This is a genomic window from uncultured Oxalicibacterium sp. (genome assembly GCF_913776015.1).
Taxonomy (GTDB): domain Bacteria; phylum Pseudomonadota; class Gammaproteobacteria; order Burkholderiales; family Burkholderiaceae_D; genus Oxalicibacterium.
Window position 1 is genome coordinate 37,290 of sequence record NZ_CAJYMD010000053.1, and the last position, 20,662, is coordinate 57,951.

Sequence of the window (20,662 nt, forward strand, 5' to 3'; positions counted from 1 at the left end):
CATATCGCGACATGTTTTCGTTCATGCGGCGATGTGAAGAATAGACAGCGGGAAACTTCGTGCGGTTCCGTTCAGTTCCAATTGAAGGAAGAGAAGTAGACATCGGTCATGTCCTTCGTGACCTTGTCTTTTGCGCCGGTAACGACGATCTGATAGACACGGTTCTCGCGCGCGAAGAAGCGCGCATGCAGGGTGCGTGGCTGATTGTCGGTTGCTGGCGAGGCACGTCCCTGCGCTTCGATTGCATACACGGCGAGCGTGCCTTTGCTGCCATTCGGATCGAACGGCATGGTCAGGGTACGTTCGTTTGTCAGTGAGCCGTCTATATTGCGCACCAAGGCGGTTTGCATATCGGCCAAGGCTGCTTGTGCCTTGCCTGCATCCGGCAATACGGCCGTGCCGACGGCAAACGTGATGCCATCGATTTCGGTTGCCGTCATGTTCATGCTGACTTGTCGTCCGTTCAGATTGATATCGCGTGTCGCGCCGGTCGGTGTAGCAGGCATTGCGATCGAGTAGGCGCCTTCCTGTACATGCACGTCGCGCCAATCCAGATGCGGTGAGCATGCGGTCAGGGCGAAGGCAACAGCGACGAACAGAAACGATGGCGACGTGATCTGCATGATGTCTTGCGTATGGTGAGAGGGCGAAAATACCGAAAGGTTGACGCCATCATGGTACACCGATGGCCTTGCATGTCGAGGCGGGGCGCGTAGAATTCTTTACTTGTCATTCAAGCCAATAAAAGACCGACGACAGGACCGATGGGAAAACTGCTTGCAATCGATGCGCTCAATATTGTGCGCCGTGTCTACGAGGCGAATGACGAGCCTGATCCGGTTGCGCGAGCCGACAGTGCCTTGCGGCATGCGCTGTCCTCTTTTCGCAAGCTCTTGCATACCCATCAGCCAACACATGTGCTGGCCGCGTTCGACGCGGGCGGAGCGACCTGGCGGCATGCTTTGCATCCTTCCTATCGCGAGCAGAGAGAGCCCATGCCGGAAGCGTTGCAGAATGGTCTGGCCGCATTTCGCGAACGCTTGGCAGCATGGGGTGTGCACAGCGTCGTCATTTCCGATGTGGAAGCCGACGATGTCATTGCAACGTGTGTCATGCGCTGGCTGGATGAAGAGCGAGGCGATGCCATCATCGCTTCGACAGACAAGGATCTGCATGGCCTGATTGCATACGGCGCCTTGCTGTGGGATCACTTTCGCAACGAGTGGCATGATCGCGCCTGGGTGGAAAGCAAATTCGGTGTGCCGCCTGAACAGTTGCCCGATTTGCTGGCGTTGACTGGCGATGCGACCGATGGTGTTCCCGGTGTGCGCAAGATTGGCATCAAGACGGCCGCCAAGCTGTTGCAAAGCTATGGTGACATCGAGCACATCATGGCTGGCGCAGGCATTCTCAAGGATGCCATGGGAGAGCGTTTGCGGCAGGGCGCGGCGCAATTGGCGCTCTCGCGACAACTGGTGGCGCTGAAAACGGATGTGCGCTTGGGCGTTACGTGGAATATGCTGGCTTTTGATGCAGCAGACATGGCGTGATCGATCTCTTTTCTTGATGTCCTGCATGGAACTTCGTGTCTTGACGACGGCTCCATGCATTATCGGAAACGGCAAGGAGTAGGCATGAAAAAAACGTTCTTGTTGCTGACGCTGGCGGCGATTACCAGCGGTGCGTGGGCTTCCTCGGAAGGGGCCTGGAATGCGCTCTATGACCGCACCAGTAAAGCCTGTCTGAAAAAGAGTGGCTTAAAAGACCCGGTCATCAATGGTGATCGTGTTGTCTTCGCCAAACATATTCTGTATCGAATTGATGGCACCTATCCGCAAGCACATATGCAGGGAAAAACCGGCAGCGTGTACTGCCTGCATCCGTATCCCAAAGGCCGGCCTGAAATCGCCGAGGCACCTGCAATTAAATAAGGTGATTTTTTCGCACAGTTATAAAGCTTGCGCATACAGTTGCGGCTAAACACTCTGTCGCAAGTGGCGAACCACACCCGTAAACGTAGTAACGACACCAAATTTCTGTTCGCTGTGCTATTGCTCCCGCATCGCACGGCGATACTGAATGGCTTCCGCGACATCGTTGCGACGAACGCGGGGTTCCCCGGCAAGATCGGCAATGGTGCGTGCGACTTTCAGCACACGATGATAGGCGCGCGCCGACCAGTGCAGACGTACCATGGCTTGTCGCAATAGCTGTTCGCCTTCCTCGTCCGGCTGGCAATAACGATCGATTTCGCTGCTGCCCAGCAAATGATTGAGTTTTCCCTGGCGTTGTATCTGCATTGTTGCCGCGTTTTCCACGCGTTGCGCGATCGTGGCGGACGGTTCGCCATCGCTTTCCTTCATTAACTCGTCGTGCGGCAAGGCACCCACCTGAATTTGCATGTCGATGCGGTCCAGTAACGGGCCGGAAATACGCCCTTGATAGCGCGCGACCTGATCGGGCGTGCAACGGCATTTGTTGGCCGGATGGCCGAGGTAGCCGCATGGGCAGGGGTTCATGGCGGCGATCAACTGAAAGCGTGCGGGATAGTCCGCCTGTCGTGCTGCACGCGAAATCGTGATCTGGCCGGATTCGAGTGGTTCGCGCAAAACCTCCAGTACCGAGCGGTGAAATTCGGGTATTAGGTTCCCGCAATTGTCTGTCTGTGTTACGTCGACGAGTTTTAGTATTAAAGTCGTAGCTCCTAAGTCCAGCATGAGGAATGATATGAAGTTCAAAATAGTTTCATTTCGTCCATCGGCCTTGGCAAAAGAGATCGACGCTGAGCTTAAGTGTTTGAGGCTGAACAATCATGAATTCCCTCGCCGCTTCCAAAATCTCAGTTTGATGTCGCTCGTGATTAATGAGCATGACGACATAGAATGGTCAGCTACCGCATATCTCGGATATGTGGCATCAAAAAGCAGAAGCGTAGTTGGGGATACTGTTCGCTCTTATGCGGAATCTTTAATCGTATGGCTTGATTTTCTAGCATGCGAAAACATACCTCATTTAGATGTCAGTGAAGCTGAAATCCAACAATTTCGGCTTTTTCTGTCCAAACAATTTCCATATTCCTTATCTTCAGCAACGATTGCTTTGCGATTGACGGTCGCAGTTCAATTCGTAGTTTGGAGCCACAAGGAGGGGTGGTCAAAAAGTCGGTTTGGGAAGCAAGTAGAAATGTGCGGAGCGAGTGCGTCGTCATATCGGCCGAATTCAAGATCGGTTTTCAATCCCTTGAAACCATCCATTTTAGGCCCAAGGATTAGCAGTCGCATTCCGATTCCAGTTGGCCCGGATGTGTTGGCAAGCTTAGTGTCGATGCTCTCACCTTTGTATAGGCTCATGTTCAAGTGGGGTATCGCCACTGGGTTAAGACGTTTTGAGATATGTAACCTGCAGCTAAGGTCATTGCCGCAGTCAGATATCTCGCAAAAATCTTTACATGAGATGCGTGTAGATAGAAAAGGTGGGAAGCGAACAAGCATCTATGTCGTCCCACAGTTATTGAATGAAACCTTCTGGTATGTGGCCACTGAAAGACCAGAACCTATCCCAGGAGCAGAGAGTTATGTTTTCCTGAATAGCTCTGGAACTCCGGTAAATCGGACAACGTTGTCTAAGCAGTTTCGTAAAGCCGCCGATCTAGTTGACTGTAAGGCTACGTTTCATGGGTTGCGTCATACTTTTGCTATTACCGCGTTAAAAATTCTGGAGGAATCTTCTACTAAGAATGGCAATTTCAACTCCCTAAAAGTTCTGCAAATACTTATGGGCCATTCTTCTTTGCAAACGACAGACATTTATCTGCGAAGTTTGGAGATTACTTCGCCAGCTGTTGAGAAAGCGCTTCAATTTTTATACGGATATGGAATCTCTCCAGGGATGAAAAAATGAGTCGCCTCATCCCCTTCAACACTAGATCGCTTGGTCTATCTAAAAAAATAAATAAAGCTCTCATCGAGGCGCATCGAGCGCTATGCGGTCACCAAGCTAAAACTACCCAAGCGCAAACCTGGCGTTGTTTAAGAAAACTTGCGTTATGTATGGTCCAGAATGGACTGGCACATACCGATGCATTGCCCAAAAACATTGTTTCTATTTTCTATGATTGGCTTGCACCACAAGTTCTTTGTGGCTCAACGAAGCAGTCTCTATTCAATAGCGTAAGAAGTGTAATTTCTTGGGTGAGTCGCAATCGTAGCAATGCAATTGACGGCCCCTTGACCCTTGATGTTCGAAGTTTTCCTCGTCAACCCCCAGCTAGACGTGCGGAAATTGATGAGAAGACTGCGGAGAAGATACTTAACTGCGCACTGAGTGATATTGAGAATATCGAGAAGCGTTTGCAGGTTGCTAGTGTTGAGCTTACGGATTTAACCAATCCTAAGACCAAGCTCGTGAATAGGCTACTCGAGCTTGGTCAAGGCAATTTTCCAACTCAACGAGCAATCGGCACTAGTGGTGAGAGCTTAGCTCGACGAGTGTTGGAGGCTGGCGGTCTACGAGAGTTGAGTAGATACGTCTTTCTTTCCAATGAGGACTTACTGCCTTTTTACTTAGCCATACAACTTCAAATTGCTGGGAATCCCCACTCAACGGCAGACCTGCGGCGAAACTGTATAGAAGCGAATCCCTTGCGAGACGATAGAGAGTGGATAGCGTGGGAAAAGCCTCGGGCTAAAAAATTCCAGAGAGTAGATTTTCCAGCAAAAAAATGGAATTCGGCACCCTCTTTAGTTAGAAGGTTGAAAGCGCTAAATGAGCGACTAGTCCCGAGGGCAGGTGACTTTAAGGATAGGTTGTTTATCGCGTGCTCAAATGGAAGGGTAGTCAAGATTCCAAGTGCGCAGTCTTGGCACAACTATCTAACAAATTTCATTAAGGTACATGAGCTCCCAGACTTCGATTTTGTAGATCTCCGAAAAACAAATGCGAGACTACATCATCAAGCTGGCGGATCTATTCTTGCCGCTAAAAATAGGTTGAATCACAAGTCAGTCGCTACTACTGCTAATTACACGAGCCTAAACGATCGCGCATTTGATCATAATAAGTTTATTGCGCAAAGCCAAGCAGCTTTAAATGAGTTGGTGTTAGCCTCAACGCTCGCAACTGCCTCATCGCCTGAGATGTCATCTGTATCTGCACAAACCGTATTTGGATTTCTGTGTTCGAATCCTTTCAACGGATATGGAGATTCTCACGGAAGTAAAGGGCCTTGCGACCATTTTTTTCGGTGCGCAACCTGTCCAGGCGCACTTGTGCCGCTAGACGATCCTTCGATTGTTTCAAAGCTTTTGGCTGCACGCGATCATCTTTTGAGTTCAAAAGATGCATTTATTAATCAAGGCCGGCTACCGAGATTTCGGATGCTATATCAACCTACTTTAGATGCAATCGAGCAGAAGCTATTGCCATTTGTTGCCTCGGAGGTGATGAAGGTAGCACAGCAAATAAAAAAACAATGGGCGTTTCCCGAACTGGAATAAGTATGATTGGTGCCGGTACGATTTCGTATAAGGGAAGTAAAACCTGGCGATTATGGCCGCACCCTCTATATCCAGGTCGAATATTGACAGTTAACTGGGAGTCTCTCTTTGGGACGGCCTCTAATGGAACAAAACATCAACGAGAGTATTTGAAAAGGAGTACAAAAGAGTTGATGTTTGAAATGATTCTGTTATCCGAGTCACGTGTTGGAAGATTGAGTCCTGGGACGGTTCAAGTAACTTTCCAAAAACTAAGGTGCTTAGTTCGCTGGATGGTGGCCAGAAACATTTGGCGATTCAACTTGATCAGTGAGCAAGATGCACTAGCGTTTCTGGAGTCTAGATTAAAACGCAAAAGTCCTCTGCGCCGTGACGAATCCCGTGTGGTAACCGACAGAACGATCGCAGAATATGTGACCTTTCTAGAGACCTTATGGATACTTCGCGACCGATACACTTCAGCACTCAAATTTTCACCTAAAGGGATTCCAGAAATTACGCAAATAATTTCTCAATGCAAGGTGATTGAGAGCTGGAAGCCTGTTGCAATGTCAGATGCGATAAAAATGCTCTCAACGGCTTTAGACTGGCAAAAGCACTACCCACTAATTCTTTCGATAGAAAGCGTGTGTCGCAGGGAAAGAAGGAAATGGGTTGGTGTATCTAAAAGCCAAAGGGCAATGCTGTCTAAAAAATTATATAAAGGAATTGAAAGTTCTGATGAAGGGACCAGGGTTAGACAAATTGTTTTTCCACAAAATCATAATTTCTCTTCGGATTACATAGAACTAGTACGCAGTGCACTGGGTGCATCTTTGCTTGTCATATTATTATTCAGTGGAATGAGAATTGGCGAAGTTCTATCTTTGCGTCGTAAATGCCTTGAGCTGATCTCTCATTCTGACAAAGAAAAATATTGGTATGTCAACGGTATAGCAGGTAAGAAGAAGGGAATGGCTAGGAAATGGATTCTGGCTTCGCCGGCCGTTGATGCAATTAATTTCGTCAAGGAGCTTTCTCGCCCTCTATCTGGCAACGCTATAAATACACCGTTGTTTTTAAAGCGGCCTGGAGGAAGTTCGGCAATAACGCATTCTTGTACTTTTACTCAAATGAGCGGTATGGAGGCGAACCACCTGTTGAGACACTTCATCGCAAAAAGAGTCGATATAGCATCTTTTACACCGGCACAATTCCATGCACATAGGGCTAGAAAAACCTTTGCCCGCTTTGTTGCGTTACGCGACAAAAGTGCGCTCGAGTCACTAGCTTATCACTACGGGCATCTATATACGGCAGTATTAGATCGATCATATGTTGGCACCGATTTTGATTTAGAAGATTTACTGCGCGATGAGAACCAGAGGGAGATGAGGGAGGGCTTAACCGATTTGCTCAATGCAACTGTGATTGGAGGCAAAGCTGGAGATAAGCTGATGAAGTTTCGGCAGGCGCAAAGTAGTTTCAATGGCAAAGCAGCTTTGACAAACATGGTAGATCAACTCATTCAAGACGGAGTTGTTCTTGCTCCCTGTGATTGGGGATACTGTGTATATGCAAAAGATCTTTCCATGTGTGGCGGGAGCGAGGTTGGACCAAATGCTGAGCGTCGCTCACCCTCTGTGTGTGCATCTTGTAAGAACTTCGCTGTAACTAAGGCCTACTCAGCTTGGTGGGAGCGACGTTATGAGCAGCAAGAAGGGTTTTTGCGGAAGGAAATGCTGCCTGATCAAACACGTAGAGTAGTGGAAAGGCAGTTCGATTTCACCAAACAGATTTTGAGCAGTTTGGTTAAGAAAAATGAAAAAAAATCTCGGTAGCAAGTCCGGTATTTCTCTCAACGTAAGGCAGCGCCTCGAAGCCGCTTTTCTGGTGCATACGTCAAATAATCCTGGTGTAGGTATATCTATCGTTGAATTGTGCAGGCAGGCTGCCGTCAGTCGAGCGACGCTGTATGCGCATCATCCAGATCTACTGGAAAAAATTAAACAGTTAGGAAGTTTTACGGCTAAGGTCGCGTCTCCTAAGGTGAGAAGAACAAATGAAGCGGCACACTTGCAGAGAACCATAAAAGCACTGAGGTATATCTGCGTTGAGCTAAATCTCGAATTAAGACGCCAGTCTCAACAGAATGAGTTGTTGCGTGCCGAAATAAAATCCCTCAGATCTAAAAATAAGTAGCAGCGCGGGAAGTTCTCAAGCTCCTCTCGCTCCCCGGATCGGCTCGATGGGGCGAGCCGATTTTTTTACTACGGTCTGTGTCCCAAGCTCATGACAAAAACATGCCATTAGAAAATCACGCTCATTTCATTGCCTTCTCTTTATCTTTCCTAACATTCATGGGCGTTATCCGAGTACGGAACGCTAATCCCTCTGGGCATACAAGTCTATTCGTTGGGTTGTTGTTAATTGGGCTGGCAGTATGGACATTGAACAGTTTTGAGGTCATGAAGATCTTCTTTACGCTGCTACGTGACGTGAAGAAATTGGATTCTGAGCAATTTCAAATTGCGAGTCAGGCAATTAGTCTTTGGACGGTTATACTCCCGGCCGTAATGGCTTCTATCGGTGCGAATTTCATATCCTCATGGGCTCTTTATGAAAAATCACCGAACCCCGAGGCGGAACATCTGGAGGCAATTGCTAAGCACCTCAAGTTTTTAGAGCGGCAGCAATCTGAGACAAGAAATGCCGAGCTGTAGTGAGAGAGGAATTCACTAGCCTACGGTTCGGAAGTCAATTTTTTGATTTTGAGCGTATGCGTGCTTAAGTGCCTTTGCATCATAAAGAGCATGATGGCGGGACAATCGTTCTCGTATGTAAAACGAATGCTTATCTGCTTCACATAGATTCGATACGCGCTTGGGACGACACCATGCCGGTTGACGATAATTAAGAACGTCGCAAAACAAATCCCAATCCGTAGAGTAGTCATAAATTATTTCAACGTTCGAAGTGGCTTCTCTATTTTTTTCTAGCCATAAAAGCATTGCCGTACCTAATTCTGCTAAAGAAAACATTGCGCCCTCTATCTGACCTAGTTGTGGAACAACCGCTTCGAGAACGAACGGGCTGCAGGCTTGCAACTCGAAAGGGACTTCGCCGTAGAACTCTGCACCTTTACTGGTGACCATTCCAATGCTTATCAGCTCTGTATTAATAAAGTCTGTGAATTCGGTATCGATGAAGATTTGTTGAGTCATGTAGTTATCCACCTAACTAGGTTCTGTATGACAGAACGTACGGATCCCCAAATTATGGGGGCAGATTCGTACTAATCCTGATTTATTATGGAGCTTCCCATTTGCATAAAAATGCATGCCTCCGACACAGTTCAGTTCGAAGAGATGTGTCATTTTCTAATTAATCCGATATCGGATATAGGTGAAAACAGTGCTATCGCTAGAAGCAAAAAAATTAATCCGTAGATGTAAGATTAGAAAGCGCAGAGAGGGGCGAAGCCTAGTTAAACGGCTCAAATTTCACAGCGCGGCTATTAAATTTGGGTTGTCAGAATGGAGGCAATTTTTAGTTAGAGGTACAAGTTCAAGCTATAACTTTTCATTTGAGACGTTAACTCCAACTGAGGTAAAGCCTGATCAGTACCGCCGGTATGAGACAGAGCTTTTGAAAGGATTGCTTCATAGAGATGTTCGCAACATTGCAATTACAGGCAAGTATGGAGCTGGCAAAAGTAGCCTCTTGAAGACCTTTGCAGAAGCTCATACAGAGTACAACTATGCGTGGATTTCCTTGGCTTCGTTCGGAAAAGAGCGACTTCGCCCGGAGAACAACATAGAGTCTGCATCCGACGAAGAAAACAGCGCGGTATTAAGTCAAAGCGAAACCGATAATGAGAGTAACAGTGAGCTTATCAAGCAGATTGAAGAAACTATCGTACAACAACTGCTGTATTCCGTTCCGTCTCAATCGTTACCTCAAACACGCTTAAAAAGAATTACGCAAGTCCCAGCTAGCAGTGTAATTTGGTACACGATTTTAAGTTTGGGATGGGGTGTCTCGGTTGCATCATTGTATCTCGCGAATTTTGGCAGTTACGGATTAACACATCCACAGTGGGCGATCGAAATGTTGTCCACCATACCCGCAGAATGGGCATTAAGCATTGCTTTAGTAAGTTCTCTATATGGTCTCCACAAACTGCTCAGGATACTGCTAAATATCAAAATTGATGGCCTGACAGTAAAAGGGGGAAAGGTAGAGATTGCCAAAGAAGGTACAGCCCTGCACAAAAATGTGGATGAGTTGATCTACTGCTTCGAACAAAGTGAAATCGATGTCGTCATCATTGAGGATCTGGACCGTTTTAATATTCAAGACGTGTTTTTCAGGCTTCGAGAAATCAATTTCATCGTGAAGAACTGTCCACAAATCACGCGGCCAATTCACTTCATTTACGCGTTGCGTGAGGAATTTTTCGGATTAGGTGAAAAAACAAAATTCTTTGATCTCGTTATCCCAATCATTCCTTTTGTAAATAGCGCGAATTCGGGGGTTCTGTTGATGCAACTCCTAAAAAATAAGAGTTTAAATGCTGACCTTAGCGCAGAGCTCATCGAAACTCTTTCATATCACCTTGACGACATGCGGTTGATTAAAAATATCGTCAATGAGTATGACATTTATCTAAGTGCTCTTAGGAAAAGCATCACTAATCTGGATTGCAACCGATTGTTTGCTATGACATTTATTAGAAATGTCTACCCTGATGAGTACGTCGATCTCACAAATCGAAAAGGTGTTCTATATAACCTTTTACTCGCTTTTGATAAACATATCGATTCTCAACATAGAGAGTTGCAACAGCAGCTAAAAATTCAACTGGAAGAGTTAGATCGCTATCGGAGTCTTTTCACTACTAAAAAAAAGGAACTCCGTTCTCTTGTATATCTGCGTATGAGGGAAATGGCTGGTGTCTCTCACGAGGACACGGTATCGTATTTGCTGGATGACAATCGAACACGCATAAGCGTTAACGACTTTATTGACGATGAAGACATTTTTAACAAACTTACTTTAAATTCCGTTACTGTAACTCTGCATGCGGACGCTACCAATTATAGCCAGACAGGTACCGCCGTCAAAGTAAGCCAACTGATGGCTGCGGGGTTCCCACCATATAAGTCTGCATTCACGCTGTTGGAAAAATCTGAGCACGATCGATCGGTTCAAATTGAGGTTCTAAAAAAGAATATTAGAAAAATTAATTCCCTAGGATTTGACACGGCTCATAAAGATGAAGTTTTTTTAGCAAGCATTCCTAAAATCTGTCCTGATCTGCGAGCTCTTCCGTATCTAGTGAGGTCAAGCTTTTTCGGAAGCGATTACCAAGATTATATTGGCTACTTTTATCCCGGAGCACAAACTTCAAACGATAAAGAATTTTTGGTGGCTATCCGAAACAGAGAGCTATGTCCGGTTTCAGTAAAGCTTGATGACCCAGGCGCAGTGCTCAAAAAGTTAAAATCGAGCGAACTGGCTGAAGGTCGCGGTCTAGTTTGTGCCCTAATAGCTTATTTGGACACTGCAGCTGTTGGCTCTCAGGACGCGATGATACTTGCGACTATTCTTGAGGATGCACATCGGCACATTGATAGGTTAGTCGACGTACTTCTGGAGCTGAAACATCAACCGTTTCACAACTTATTCAGAGAATTAAGTCTGTGTAATCCAGAATGTTTGTCCCTCATATTCACACAAGCTGAGCGACCTTTAGATTCTTACGATCAAGAGTTGCTGTTGCATAGAATCGTTAGTTCGCTTTACGCTGAAGACTTCGAATCTATTCCACGCGAACATCTTGAGGCATTCGTAACAGCGATTGAGAAGTTTGACATGGTATCAAGCCTCTACCTGGACTTAGAGTCAGGTTTGGGCGGATGGGGCTGGTTGCGACAGCGCCCGATACAGTTCCACAATCTAAGCGAATCAAATTCACTAGATGCACTTCGGTACCTGATAGATTTGCGATGCGTGAAACTTAATCTGCGCACGCTAAAAGTTATCTGCAATAGATTATGGGACAACCGGCGTCCTGGAACTATCAGCTACACAGAGTTAAAACGGTTGCCGAGTGCGACTATGATGCAGCTAGTCAACGAAAACTTGAATTTCGTGGTAGGCGAACTCTTAACTCAGGATGGAGAGTTAGAAGAGTCAGAAGAATCCTTGTTATTTCTTTTGTCCGAGGTAGATACCACTTTAGGTAGTGAGTTGATAGAAAAAACTTCTGTCGCAGTGGAAAACATTCAGTCTGTGAGTGAAGACCACTGGGTCAGTTTAGTAAGCAAACTTCGCGTGAAGTTAAATGCTTCTAATCTCTCACTGTATTTCGAGAGGTTTATTGTCGAAGAGGCGAATCAGCTTGCGGCTGAGGCATTCTTTCATTATCTCGAAGCGAATTTGTCCGATCTCCGAGTTGCGTTGAGAGGGGATACTAGCGATCTCAGAACGCGTTTGCAAGTGTTCCTGCTTGAAGACGAAGATCTAGATGATGAAAGATTCAGAAATATATTCGTTGCGCTTTTGGGGCCCACTAATAACTTCTCCACAGCGAACGCCTCAGCTCATAGGTGGAAGACTGTGGTGGCACTTAAAAATGTTCCTTACTCCTCGGAATTGCGAGAGGTTGTCGCTGCACAAGGAGAAGACTTGCTGTCGGAATATTTATTAAGGCATTGGGGTGAGGCCGCTAATGATGTCGATCCTAACGCAATTCCGATTGCGGTTTTGGTGAAGATTTCTACAAATAATGAGGTAACTCTTCAGAAAAAAATCGAGCTATGGTCACGATTAGATGCCAATCGAGTCGCAAATAGTTTGCAAGGAAAAAACGAATTAATGCGTATCTGTGCTGAGGCGAATCGACAACAAATGTTTTTAGCCTTGCCTAGTAACTCAGAGACTTTGTTCGAAGCAGTATCTGATAGTTCACTAGCAGAGGAGTTACGAAAAGAGGGGCTCATCCAGCTTTTGCAATATCTTTCACAGAGTAAGCTAAATACTATTCTCAATACGTTTTCAGAAAGTGGTTTCGGCGTACTGGCACAACGATCGAAATACAAATTTTCGCTTGAGGATACCGATGTCAACTCTAGATTGACGGAAGCTCTAAAAAATAATGGCTGTATAGCGTCTTATTCTAGAAGGGGCGATGTAATCACAGTCAATATGAAACGATCGCCTAGATAAGCATCTCAAATTCATGGATTTAATTCGCCCGTTGTCAGCCGTGTTGAGCGCTGTTGCCCCATCTCTTGTGAAGCGTTATAAGCAAATGAGAGCTGCGCGGGCTCCAGAGTCAGTCCCGATATCTATCTCAGATGACTTATACGAACGGATTTTTTCCAGACTCGGAGTTGAAGCTGAACAGGATAAGACTTGGAGGAGCTATCTAAGTAAACTTGATGCAACCTACATCAGTCCCGATGTTTTTAAGAAACCAGCTTATCGAGATTGGCTTGGTACAGACTTGGTGCGAAGAGATCTTAGAAACCTCGTGCACGCTCAGATGTTGAAGGTCGCGGTGCCTCTAGATGTTAAAGATCGACTCATCAATGAATTCTGCAATGCAACGGGAGAAAGTCATCATTATGCAGAGTCGGCGATCACACTCATTACGGCAGTGCTTCGTGCAGGCGTTTTCGCCGATATTAAGGACACTGGCACTGCAACCTTGGTGACCGCTAGCCATGAGGATATCTCAAGGCAACTCCAAAAAATTCATGAGACCGCAAATGGCAAGAGTCCACTAGCGAACTCATACGTAAGTCAAACAGCAAAAAGTGAATTGGAACGTATCCTTGTGAGGAGAGCTACTCCTGAAGAGGATTTCCGCGGGCAACTGCAAAAGTTTCTGTGTGAGCTTGATGCTGGTGGAAAGTTTGCGCAAGCTGAGCGTGCACTCGAAATGGAAGCCACTTGCTGGCTAGCAAGGGCCGAAGCATGGGGTGGAGAAACAGATGCGGCGGAAAAAAAATTACAGGAATTAGCCAATTCTGGATTTGAGATACCTGAGGCCGCTCAGGCTTTGCTTTTAATGTCAAAAGGCGACGCAAATACTGCAATGCAGTTACTCAGAGATTCGAAAAATTCGGATAGCCGCAGTGTACTTTTTCAAATTCTTTTTAAGCAAAAAGGTGCTAAGGAGGCATGCGACTATTTAGATGGTTTAGGCGATCTTTCCGCCGACTTCTTTACTCCAGTTGGCTGGAATAATGTCTGTCTTGCGCTGAAGATAAATGACGAGATTTATAAGGCAAATAAAATCCTTATAAATCTACCTAGCGCGATCAGGACCAAATGCACCTACTTAGCGTACCAATACGCCGTCTATCACCTATTGCCATTGGTCTCGAAGGAAGGTCATTATCATTTATTGGATGCTGGCTTTAGCTCGCTGCTGGATCATGTTTTAGAAGGAATTGATGTTCAACAAGCACGGGAAAAGGCTTTAATAGCCGCAAAAGAAACAGAGGCCTTGGCTAAAGAAGTTGGGGATGATCGTGTTGCTAAAAAATGCGAGCTGGGCATAAGACATTTAAAGCTGCTTGATTCCTCTACTAAGAAGGAAGAGGCTGATGCAATTCGAAGCGCGATGGCTGACGGGATCAAGGCGGTGGAGCTTATTTCAATTGCAAGGGCTCATTCTATTGAGTTTGACCCTGAGCCTATTGAGAAGTACTTGGCAAACGCTAAGAGGACGGGGGGATTTTCTTTAGATCAGCTGAACGCAAAGTTTGACCTTCTTGATCACCATACCAGGTATGCAGAGTTTGTAACTTTCTTGGATGAAGAATGGGATGCCCTTGCCGCTGTTTACGGTCCTTCACCGCTGATCGTAAAAAAAGTTCAGGCTTTAGCCGAACTAGGGTTGCACGAAAGTGCTTCGGAATTCTTGGAAGAACATCGACAGTTATGCGAGGAGCAATTAGTTAATCGGCTCGATTTGATGCTTTCTGATAAGCGGGGAGAGGATCCGACAAAGCATGCGATTGATCTTTTCATGCGGACTCAGTCGTTACCCGATTTGATGAATGCGGTCAGCGTACTAAAGGCGCGCGGAGCATGGAGGCGCTTAATGCCACTAGCTCAAGAACTTTACTCAAGATCACCTACTTCTGCACACGCTATGGTTTGTGTCCGATGTATGCGAGAGAACCAAATTTCGGCTAATGAAATTAGTGCGTTCCTGGAAAGCATTAGCAGTCAAGTGGAACAGCACGATGACATGCTTTCACAGCGTGCTTGGTTGCTCCATGAGTCAGGAGATTTTGAAGGCGCAAAATTACTTAACGATGTACTGATGACCCGGCGTGGTGATGCTCAAGATCTTTTCTTGGATATGAACCTTGCAATTTCAATGGGCGACTGGGAGAGATTTTCATCGATAGTTGTAAAAGCCAAGGATATAAGCGATCGCTTGGATAATCGAACGTTGCTTAGCTTGGCAAAGCTAATAGGATTTTCTGATCAGAATGAGGCGCTTGCATTGGCGCAGAAGGTGGCGGCAAGAGCGTCTGATGATGCGGAGGCTTTAATTGGTGCTCATCAAATAGCTATTTCAGTTCGCCGAGATGACCTCGCTATGCCATGGATGCATAAGGCGGCTGAACTATCTAAGGGAACTGGTCCAGTCAAGGTTTTGGATGGCTCCGAAGTAGTGGAATACTTTAAAAGAAATGCCAAAAGCTGGCAAACCAAGAATGATCTCTTTAGGGAGGCGAAAGTACCATTACACATGGCAGTGGCCATGTTCAACATCCCTTTGTTCAACTTGCTCGGGGGGGCGGCCCGATCTAACGCGACTAGCGATCCTCGCCTCCGCGTTCCTATCCCTATTAGATCGGGAAATAGATTGCTAGTAGACATTTCGCATATAACGCGAATCGCGCTAGACATTTCTACATTGATTTTATTAAGTGAAATGGGGCTTTTGGAGATGGTTCTGAGGAGATTTGACGAAGTGTATATCTCTTCTCGGGTGATGGAAGTTTTGTTGGATGAGCGAGATAAGGTCGTATTCCACCAGCCATCACGAATAACGGAAGCTAAATTTCTTATCGCGCAAGTTGCCAGCGGCCGACTTAGCACTGTGGACGTCGATGGAGGACATGCGCTTAGCTCAGAGATCGGAGAGGAATCCGCATCTTTGCTAGAGGCTGCAAAAAATTCGGGTGGTTACTATATTCATCCTGGGGTGATTTATAACGCTGCGACATTTATGGAGAAGCCCGCTTCGATTGACGAATACTCTCCATACGTTAGAGACTCAATTGATGTAGCCAACGCTTTATGCGCGGAGGGGTATATAACTGAGGCGGTTTTGGAGGCCGCCACAAGAAAACTCGAAAGTACTAACCCAATTCCTCGTGGAGGATTGGATGACGACAGGGCCCTTTACTTAGACAGGCTTGCGATCACGTACTTAAAGCAGAGCGAGATCTTTGACCATTTACTCTCTTCCTCCAGAAAATTATTCATTCATTCTAGCTTGCATGAGGAATGGATTGCCCTACTTAGAACCGAACATACCGATTCGGAAATGATTGAAGCGATTGGGAAGTTAAGGAGATCTTTAAGAGATGCATTCGCTTCTAAGAAGTTAAAAGTGTTGGCTCAAAGTCCTCGTAAAGAAAATTGGCAGGATGTAAGAACTCATATTCTTGCTGACATGCTTAACGATACATCTCCCGTGGAGGTCGTTTGTATTGATGATCGTATGCTCAATACAGAGCGAGGGCTATTGGACAGAAAAGGTAAATCTACGGAGATAGTTACTACCTTTGATCTGTTGGATGATCTGGTACAAAGAGGTCAATTAAGTATCGAAGATCATTGGGCAAGAATGCATCTGCTGCGTAATCAATGCTTTTACTGTCTGCCGATATCCATTGATGAACTTCGCTCACATGTGAGCAAGTCTAAAGTTTTAAATAAGAAGCTAGTGGAAACGGCCGAACTCAAGGTGCTTCGTCAATACATCGCTAGATTGAATGCATCAGGAGTATTGTGCACGCCTAACGACGAAATTTATAAGCAGTCGATACGCCTCACAGGTACGTTCCTTATCCGTGAAATTTGGAACGACGCGTGTGTTCCAGCGGAAGAAGCAGCCATCAAAGCTAACTGGCTCTGGAACTTCGTGGTGCTAAAAACGGATTTAACTTGGAGCCCGAATCCGACAGAAGATGATAAATATGAAGAGCAAATAAAGACGCAGCTAGTAGCTCTATTCGGCTTGTTGACCGATGATCCGATCCGCCGATCGGCGCATGCGGCGTGGTTAGACGAAATTTTAAGAAGCTACGTTCCGGCAAATTGCGATGTTATTAATAGAATTGTGGAATATTTTGTTGATGTGCTTGTGCAAACCTTGGATGTAAAAGGCTCATAACATATCCGCGCGCTATGAATATTTTTTTCGAAAAGATCGCCCCCCCTACGATTGCGGGTAGGATCGCGCAGCATCCGAAACTGCGATCATTAATCGCTAGCGATCTTCATGTTGATGGTTTAGGCACTATACCTCTAGAAGCTATAAGATCTGCTTTGTCTAACTGTCATTCTGATGACATGCGGCTGATTGCTGTGGTGGGAAATGAAACCCACTTTGCAATTCATCGTTCAAAAAATGGTCAGCACGAAATAGAGAGTCAGAAGGGTGCAAAATTATATGTGCCGGAATTGGCGCTTCTGGATCCGGATCCAGAAATTCGATTGCGCGGACTTCAAAATATCCAAAATCAGAATCTTTGTTACGGCTCTAGTTTAGATATATGGAGAGAATCATTAGAGAACGCTCCATTGACTGACGCGCAGTTGTATGACTTCATTCAGCAGCGCTCAACTTTCCCGCGCGAGACCTTGCGTAAAATCGGCAACATGCTCGATCAGGGGGGCTTCACTATTGATGACATTATTCCGTCATCGCGAATTTACTATGAGGCGCTTATTGGGTCGGTATTGAGCTGCAATGATGCCGCGGAATACATCGACTGTATATTGATCCCACATTTAAAGACGCTAATCGAGAAAGACTTTATTTGGGGATTAAGCTGCATTGAAGGTTGCAATATTACTGATCGCATTGATCCAGTTTCTATTTGCGCTAAGGTGTCAGACGAAACTATTAGTGACACTCTTGCACAGAGAAATAATGCCAATCTTCCTTATGCAGTCTTAACCACCTACCAGCTGGCCTTGGCTCGAGCCGCTTCGATAAGTGGTCTTAATGACGTAGCCCAACGAGCAATAAATGTTTTGGCAGACAATGCAGACAAAAGGTTATCTGATCAGGCAGGAGTGCCGTCGCTATACGCCGCATTTGTCAGCCTAACCCTTTTTAAGCTGGGGAGTACCGAAGAGTTTAGAGACGCTCCGCCATATTGGAAAAGGCTTGCTGCTAGTACCCATGCAAATTTGCTTTGCGCTGCGGCAAAATATGATGACAAATTTATCGAATCTTTGGTGGAATGGGCTGCGAAGCATCGCAGCATCGAACATACTGCAATTGCTGTCTTGGATCATGTAAAGGATCCAACATGGCACTTGGGAAATCAATATGCGGAAGTGAGCTGGCAACTGACTTTCATAAGGGCCAGACAAATAGCTTCGTCATATGGCATCGCTCCTCCCACAACTTTTTACGAAAGATTTTCCGAATCAGAAGTTCCGCTAAAATTTATTGCGTTGAGTCACTTGTATAAGATACCTGACCTGCTTTCTGGAAGGCCGCAGAAGAGTACTAATAATGGACAGAAAACTCTTAGCCTCGATGTTCTCAAAAACCTTGATGCCGGTAAGAAGGACCTTCCTCATCAGGTGGCTCTCTGGAGTCACTTGTCCCTTCTTTCATACAGTTATGCTTTCGACGAGACCTTAATAGAGCATCTGTACAAGGTCGCAGTGGAAATAATTGACTCAACGATGTCTGGTGCAGATGATGAGTTGAACCTCATCCAAGAAATGGCATTGATCGCAGCCTCTCAGCAGAACTTATCTCTTGCTGAAGTAACTGCCACTAAAGTGATTCGGAGATTGCCGGAAATTGATGAGCCCGAACAATTACTTATTCATCTCATCTTGATACTAGTGGCATCCGGATTCGCTGGCAGCTACGACGAGAGTTTGGAGTGGTCTGGGAAGAAACTTGATGAATTTGCGTTGAAAGTCAAACTCGGTGCCTTTAGCGAAAAGTTCCTATTTATTATTTCCACATTTCAGAAGTTTATTCCTGTTCGTAAAAGGAAATGGTCTCGCGCTATAGCGCTTGCCAGTGCCGCGGTTGCCTAGTCCATCGTGCCTGTGAGGCGCGCGCCATTTCTGTTGCATTTCAGGTGCGGGCACTCCAGTTAGATAAAAGTAATCGCAGAGTTCAACAGGTTTACAACGCTTAGGATATATCTCAATAAGAAGTGGATGTTCCGAAGTTTGTATGGCACGTTAAGGTCGCCCTCACAGCATCTCCAGTTGTACGTACTCCTTTCGGAGCCCATAGTTGTCCCCTATATGTTTAATTTCCGCCCGCATAGGTTCGTGATAACTCGTCTATGTGGGGCAGCCAGATCAGACAACACTCACCGGCTTAACGATTAGTTTTAGATGTTTGAACTAGTTCTTTAATGACGCGAGGAACAGATACGGGACTTCCTCGTTTTAGAGTTTCCGCTGCAGATATCTCGAGCAGGTACTCGTAAAGCTCAGCAGGAAACCTGACTAGTACTGGTCTCGTTTCGAACGAAGGTTTAACTTTCACACGTCATCCATAATTAAAGTGATATAAATAAAGAACCCTAAATGGGCCGTAAATGCCGTGGCCGTGCATGCATGATAAATCGATCATGATGAAATGCAAAGGTCCCGGGAAATTGTCGAAGTCGATGAGAGAGAGTTGAAAGCGCTCGGCGCGACAATTAGGATGCTACGAAAAGAGATAGGCCTCTCTCAAGAGGCTCTGGCCGATCTTGCGGGACTTGATCGAAGCCATATGGGGCGCATAGAGCGAGGAGAGCGAAACTTAGCAGTTGTGAATTTGCTTAAAATAAGGCGCGCGCTCGGCATTTCCGGGGCGCAATTGATGGCCGTTGCCGGGCTGTAACCATTACAAGACCCGATCAAAAATTGTTTGCTTAGGCTTGGACGGATAGGCAAAACGGACAGGCAGTGCTAACAGCAACCTAAGGACCAGCTCGTCGAGGAACAGCACGCCACGATGCGCCAGCGAGATTTCGCCGGGTCGTGGTGTGCCGCCACCGCCAACCAGTGCTACGCCCGATGCCGTATGGTGCGGCGACCGAAATGGACGAACGCCCCAGCGTGCCGCGTCGAAGCCGTTCGTCAGCGATTGCACCGCTGCTGATTCAAGCGCTTCTTCATCGCTCATCGGCGGCAGGATGCCGGCAAACCGGGCCGCGAGCATCGATTTGCCGGTGCCCGGCGGGCCGACCATCAACATGCTGTGTCCACCGGCCGCCGCGACTTCCATTGCGCGTTTGGCAAACTGCTGACCTTTGACTTCAGCCAGATCCGGGTAGCGCGGTGCATGCATAGATGTATGCGGCAAGCGATGCGCCTGCAATCTGCTTTCGTTGTCTCGCGCAGCAAAATGCGCGACTACCTGTAGTAGCGAATCGGCTGGCAGGATCGTCATGTCGCGCACCAGTGCGGCTTCATCCGCATTCGCGCGCGGCAGGATGAAGGCGCGTTCGCGAGGGTTGCTGCCTTGCAGGCGCTGCATCGCGAAAGTCATCGCCAGCGCGCCGCGTATCGGGCGCAGCTCGCCAGATAGCGACAGTTCGCCTGCGAATTCGTAGCGGTCCAGTGTATCGGCGGGCATTTGCCCGGACGCCGCCAGAATGCCAAGTGCGATGGGCAGGTCGAAACGTCCCGACTCCTTGGGCAGATCGGCAGGTGCAAGGTTGACGGTGATGCGGCGCGCAGGAAATTCAAAGCCGGCATTTTGCAAGGCGGCTCGAACGCGATCCTTGGCCTCCTTGACTTCGGTTTCGGGCAAGCCGACGATCGTAAAGGCGGGAAGGCCATTGGCGAGATGTACTTCCACGATGACTTCCGGCGCCTGCATGCCAGCCAATGCCCGGCTGCTCAAGACGGCAAGACTCATTGCACTTACTCCCTGTTTTTCTTCT

The 20,662-nt window shown here is 46.7% G+C and carries 13 protein-coding genes and 2 pseudogenes; 11 read left to right on the top strand and 4 right to left on the bottom strand.

Going from position 1 to position 20,662, the window contains the following annotated elements:
* Positions 1 to 71: 71 nt before the first annotated feature.
* Positions 72 to 623: a hypothetical protein gene (locus QZ725_RS09240; RefSeq protein WP_293778778.1), complete on the bottom strand. Its 552-nt coding sequence runs from the start codon at positions 621 to 623 to the stop codon at positions 72 to 74.
* 141 nt (positions 624 to 764) lie between these two features.
* Here QZ725_RS09240 and QZ725_RS09245 point away from each other — a divergent pair, with 141 nt between their 5' ends.
* A complete protein-coding gene (locus tag QZ725_RS09245; protein WP_293778780.1) occupies positions 765 to 1,550 on the top strand; it encodes a 5'-3' exonuclease H3TH domain-containing protein in 786 nt (261 codons plus the stop codon).
* An 84-nt stretch (positions 1,551 to 1,634) separates the two neighbouring features.
* Positions 1,635 to 1,931: a hypothetical protein gene (locus QZ725_RS09250; protein WP_293778783.1), complete on the top strand. Its 297-nt coding sequence runs from the start codon at positions 1,635 to 1,637 to the stop codon at positions 1,929 to 1,931.
* A gap of 117 nt (positions 1,932 to 2,048) precedes the next feature.
* On the opposite strand, the pseudogene QZ725_RS09255 reads toward QZ725_RS09250, so the two are convergent.
* Positions 2,049 to 2,642 (bottom strand): annotated as a pseudogene (locus QZ725_RS09255) (ATP-binding protein); the annotation flags it as partial.
* Between the two features lie 85 nt (positions 2,643 to 2,727).
* On the opposite strand from QZ725_RS09255, the gene QZ725_RS09260 reads away from it, so the two are divergent.
* The 5 genes from QZ725_RS09260 to QZ725_RS09280 all read left to right on the top strand — a co-directional run bounded on the left by QZ725_RS09260 (position 2,728) and on the right by QZ725_RS09280 (position 8,197).
* Positions 2,728 to 3,900, top strand: coding sequence for a tyrosine-type recombinase/integrase (locus QZ725_RS09260; RefSeq protein WP_293778785.1), 1,173 nt, complete (start codon positions 2,728 to 2,730; stop codon positions 3,898 to 3,900).
* Positions 3,897 to 5,495, top strand: a complete 1,599-nt coding sequence (locus tag QZ725_RS09265; protein ID WP_293778788.1) for a hypothetical protein — start codon at positions 3,897 to 3,899, stop codon at positions 5,493 to 5,495. The genes QZ725_RS09260 and QZ725_RS09265 overlap by 4 nt, the downstream gene beginning before the upstream one ends.
* 2 nt (positions 5,496 to 5,497) lie before the next feature.
* Entirely contained in the window at positions 5,498 to 7,315 is a 1,818-nt protein-coding gene (locus QZ725_RS09270) for a hypothetical protein (protein ID WP_293778790.1), read from the top strand.
* The gene (locus tag QZ725_RS09275; RefSeq protein ID WP_293778793.1) at positions 7,296 to 7,676 is read left to right on the top strand and encodes a hypothetical protein; all 381 of its coding nucleotides are present in this window, start codon (positions 7,296 to 7,298) and stop codon (positions 7,674 to 7,676) included. Before QZ725_RS09270 ends, QZ725_RS09275 begins: the two co-directional genes overlap by 20 nt.
* A 101-nt stretch (positions 7,677 to 7,777) precedes the next feature.
* Positions 7,778 to 8,197, top strand: a complete 420-nt coding sequence (locus QZ725_RS09280) for a hypothetical protein (protein ID WP_293778796.1) — start codon at positions 7,778 to 7,780, stop codon at positions 8,195 to 8,197.
* 15 nt (positions 8,198 to 8,212) lie between these two features.
* Here the strand turns inward: QZ725_RS09280 and QZ725_RS09285 are convergent, their stop codons facing one another.
* Positions 8,213 to 8,698 (bottom strand): 3'-5' exoribonuclease, encoded by a 486-nt coding sequence (locus tag QZ725_RS09285; RefSeq protein ID WP_293778799.1) that lies wholly within the window; start codon positions 8,696 to 8,698, stop codon positions 8,213 to 8,215.
* Positions 8,699 to 8,879: 181 nt separating this feature from the next.
* Here QZ725_RS09285 and QZ725_RS09290 point away from each other — a divergent pair, with 181 nt between their 5' ends.
* The 4 genes from QZ725_RS09290 to QZ725_RS09305 all read left to right on the top strand — a co-directional run bounded on the left by QZ725_RS09290 (position 8,880) and on the right by QZ725_RS09305 (position 19,614).
* Positions 8,880 to 12,707: a hypothetical protein gene (locus QZ725_RS09290; protein WP_293778802.1), complete on the top strand. Its 3,828-nt coding sequence runs from the start codon at positions 8,880 to 8,882 to the stop codon at positions 12,705 to 12,707.
* Positions 12,708 to 12,720: 13 nt separating this feature from the next.
* Positions 12,721 to 16,911, top strand: a complete 4,191-nt coding sequence (locus QZ725_RS09295) for a hypothetical protein (RefSeq protein WP_293778804.1) — start codon at positions 12,721 to 12,723, stop codon at positions 16,909 to 16,911.
* Between the two features lie 14 nt (positions 16,912 to 16,925).
* Positions 16,926 to 18,809 (top strand): hypothetical protein, encoded by a 1,884-nt coding sequence (locus QZ725_RS09300; RefSeq protein ID WP_293778807.1) that lies wholly within the window; start codon positions 16,926 to 16,928, stop codon positions 18,807 to 18,809.
* Between the two features lie 556 nt (positions 18,810 to 19,365).
* Entirely contained in the window at positions 19,366 to 19,614 is a 249-nt protein-coding gene (locus tag QZ725_RS09305; RefSeq protein WP_293778809.1) for a helix-turn-helix transcriptional regulator, read from the top strand.
* An 87-nt stretch (positions 19,615 to 19,701) separates the two neighbouring features.
* On the opposite strand, the pseudogene QZ725_RS09310 reads toward QZ725_RS09305, so the two are convergent.
* Positions 19,702 to 20,637: pseudogene (locus QZ725_RS09310) on the bottom strand (YifB family Mg chelatase-like AAA ATPase); the annotation flags it as partial.
* Positions 20,638 to 20,662 lie beyond the last annotated feature (25 nt).

What these genes read in the sequence shown, in the direction of transcription:
- QZ725_RS09240 (WP_293778778.1), bottom strand. Translation starts at nt 623, where the DNA reads ATGCAGATCACGTCGCCATCGTTTCTGTTCGTCGCTGTTGCCTTCGCC.
- QZ725_RS09245 (WP_293778780.1), top strand. Translation starts at nt 765, where the DNA reads ATGGGAAAACTGCTTGCAATCGATGCGCTCAATATTGTGCGCCGTGTC.
- QZ725_RS09250 (WP_293778783.1), top strand. Translation starts at nt 1,635, where the DNA reads ATGAAAAAAACGTTCTTGTTGCTGACGCTGGCGGCGATTACCAGCGGT.
- QZ725_RS09260 (WP_293778785.1), top strand. Translation starts at nt 2,728, where the DNA reads ATGAAGTTCAAAATAGTTTCATTTCGTCCATCGGCCTTGGCAAAAGAG.
- QZ725_RS09265 (WP_293778788.1), top strand. Translation starts at nt 3,897, where the DNA reads ATGAGTCGCCTCATCCCCTTCAACACTAGATCGCTTGGTCTATCTAAA.
- QZ725_RS09270 (WP_293778790.1), top strand. Translation starts at nt 5,498, where the DNA reads ATGATTGGTGCCGGTACGATTTCGTATAAGGGAAGTAAAACCTGGCGA.
- QZ725_RS09275 (WP_293778793.1), top strand. Translation starts at nt 7,296, where the DNA reads ATGAAAAAAAATCTCGGTAGCAAGTCCGGTATTTCTCTCAACGTAAGG.
- QZ725_RS09280 (WP_293778796.1), top strand. Translation starts at nt 7,778, where the DNA reads ATGCCATTAGAAAATCACGCTCATTTCATTGCCTTCTCTTTATCTTTC.
- QZ725_RS09285 (WP_293778799.1), bottom strand. Translation starts at nt 8,698, where the DNA reads ATGACTCAACAAATCTTCATCGATACCGAATTCACAGACTTTATTAAT.
- QZ725_RS09295 (WP_293778804.1), top strand. Translation starts at nt 12,721, where the DNA reads ATGGATTTAATTCGCCCGTTGTCAGCCGTGTTGAGCGCTGTTGCCCCA.
- QZ725_RS09300 (WP_293778807.1), top strand. Translation starts at nt 16,926, where the DNA reads ATGAATATTTTTTTCGAAAAGATCGCCCCCCCTACGATTGCGGGTAGG.
- QZ725_RS09305 (WP_293778809.1), top strand. Translation starts at nt 19,366, where the DNA reads ATGCAAAGGTCCCGGGAAATTGTCGAAGTCGATGAGAGAGAGTTGAAA.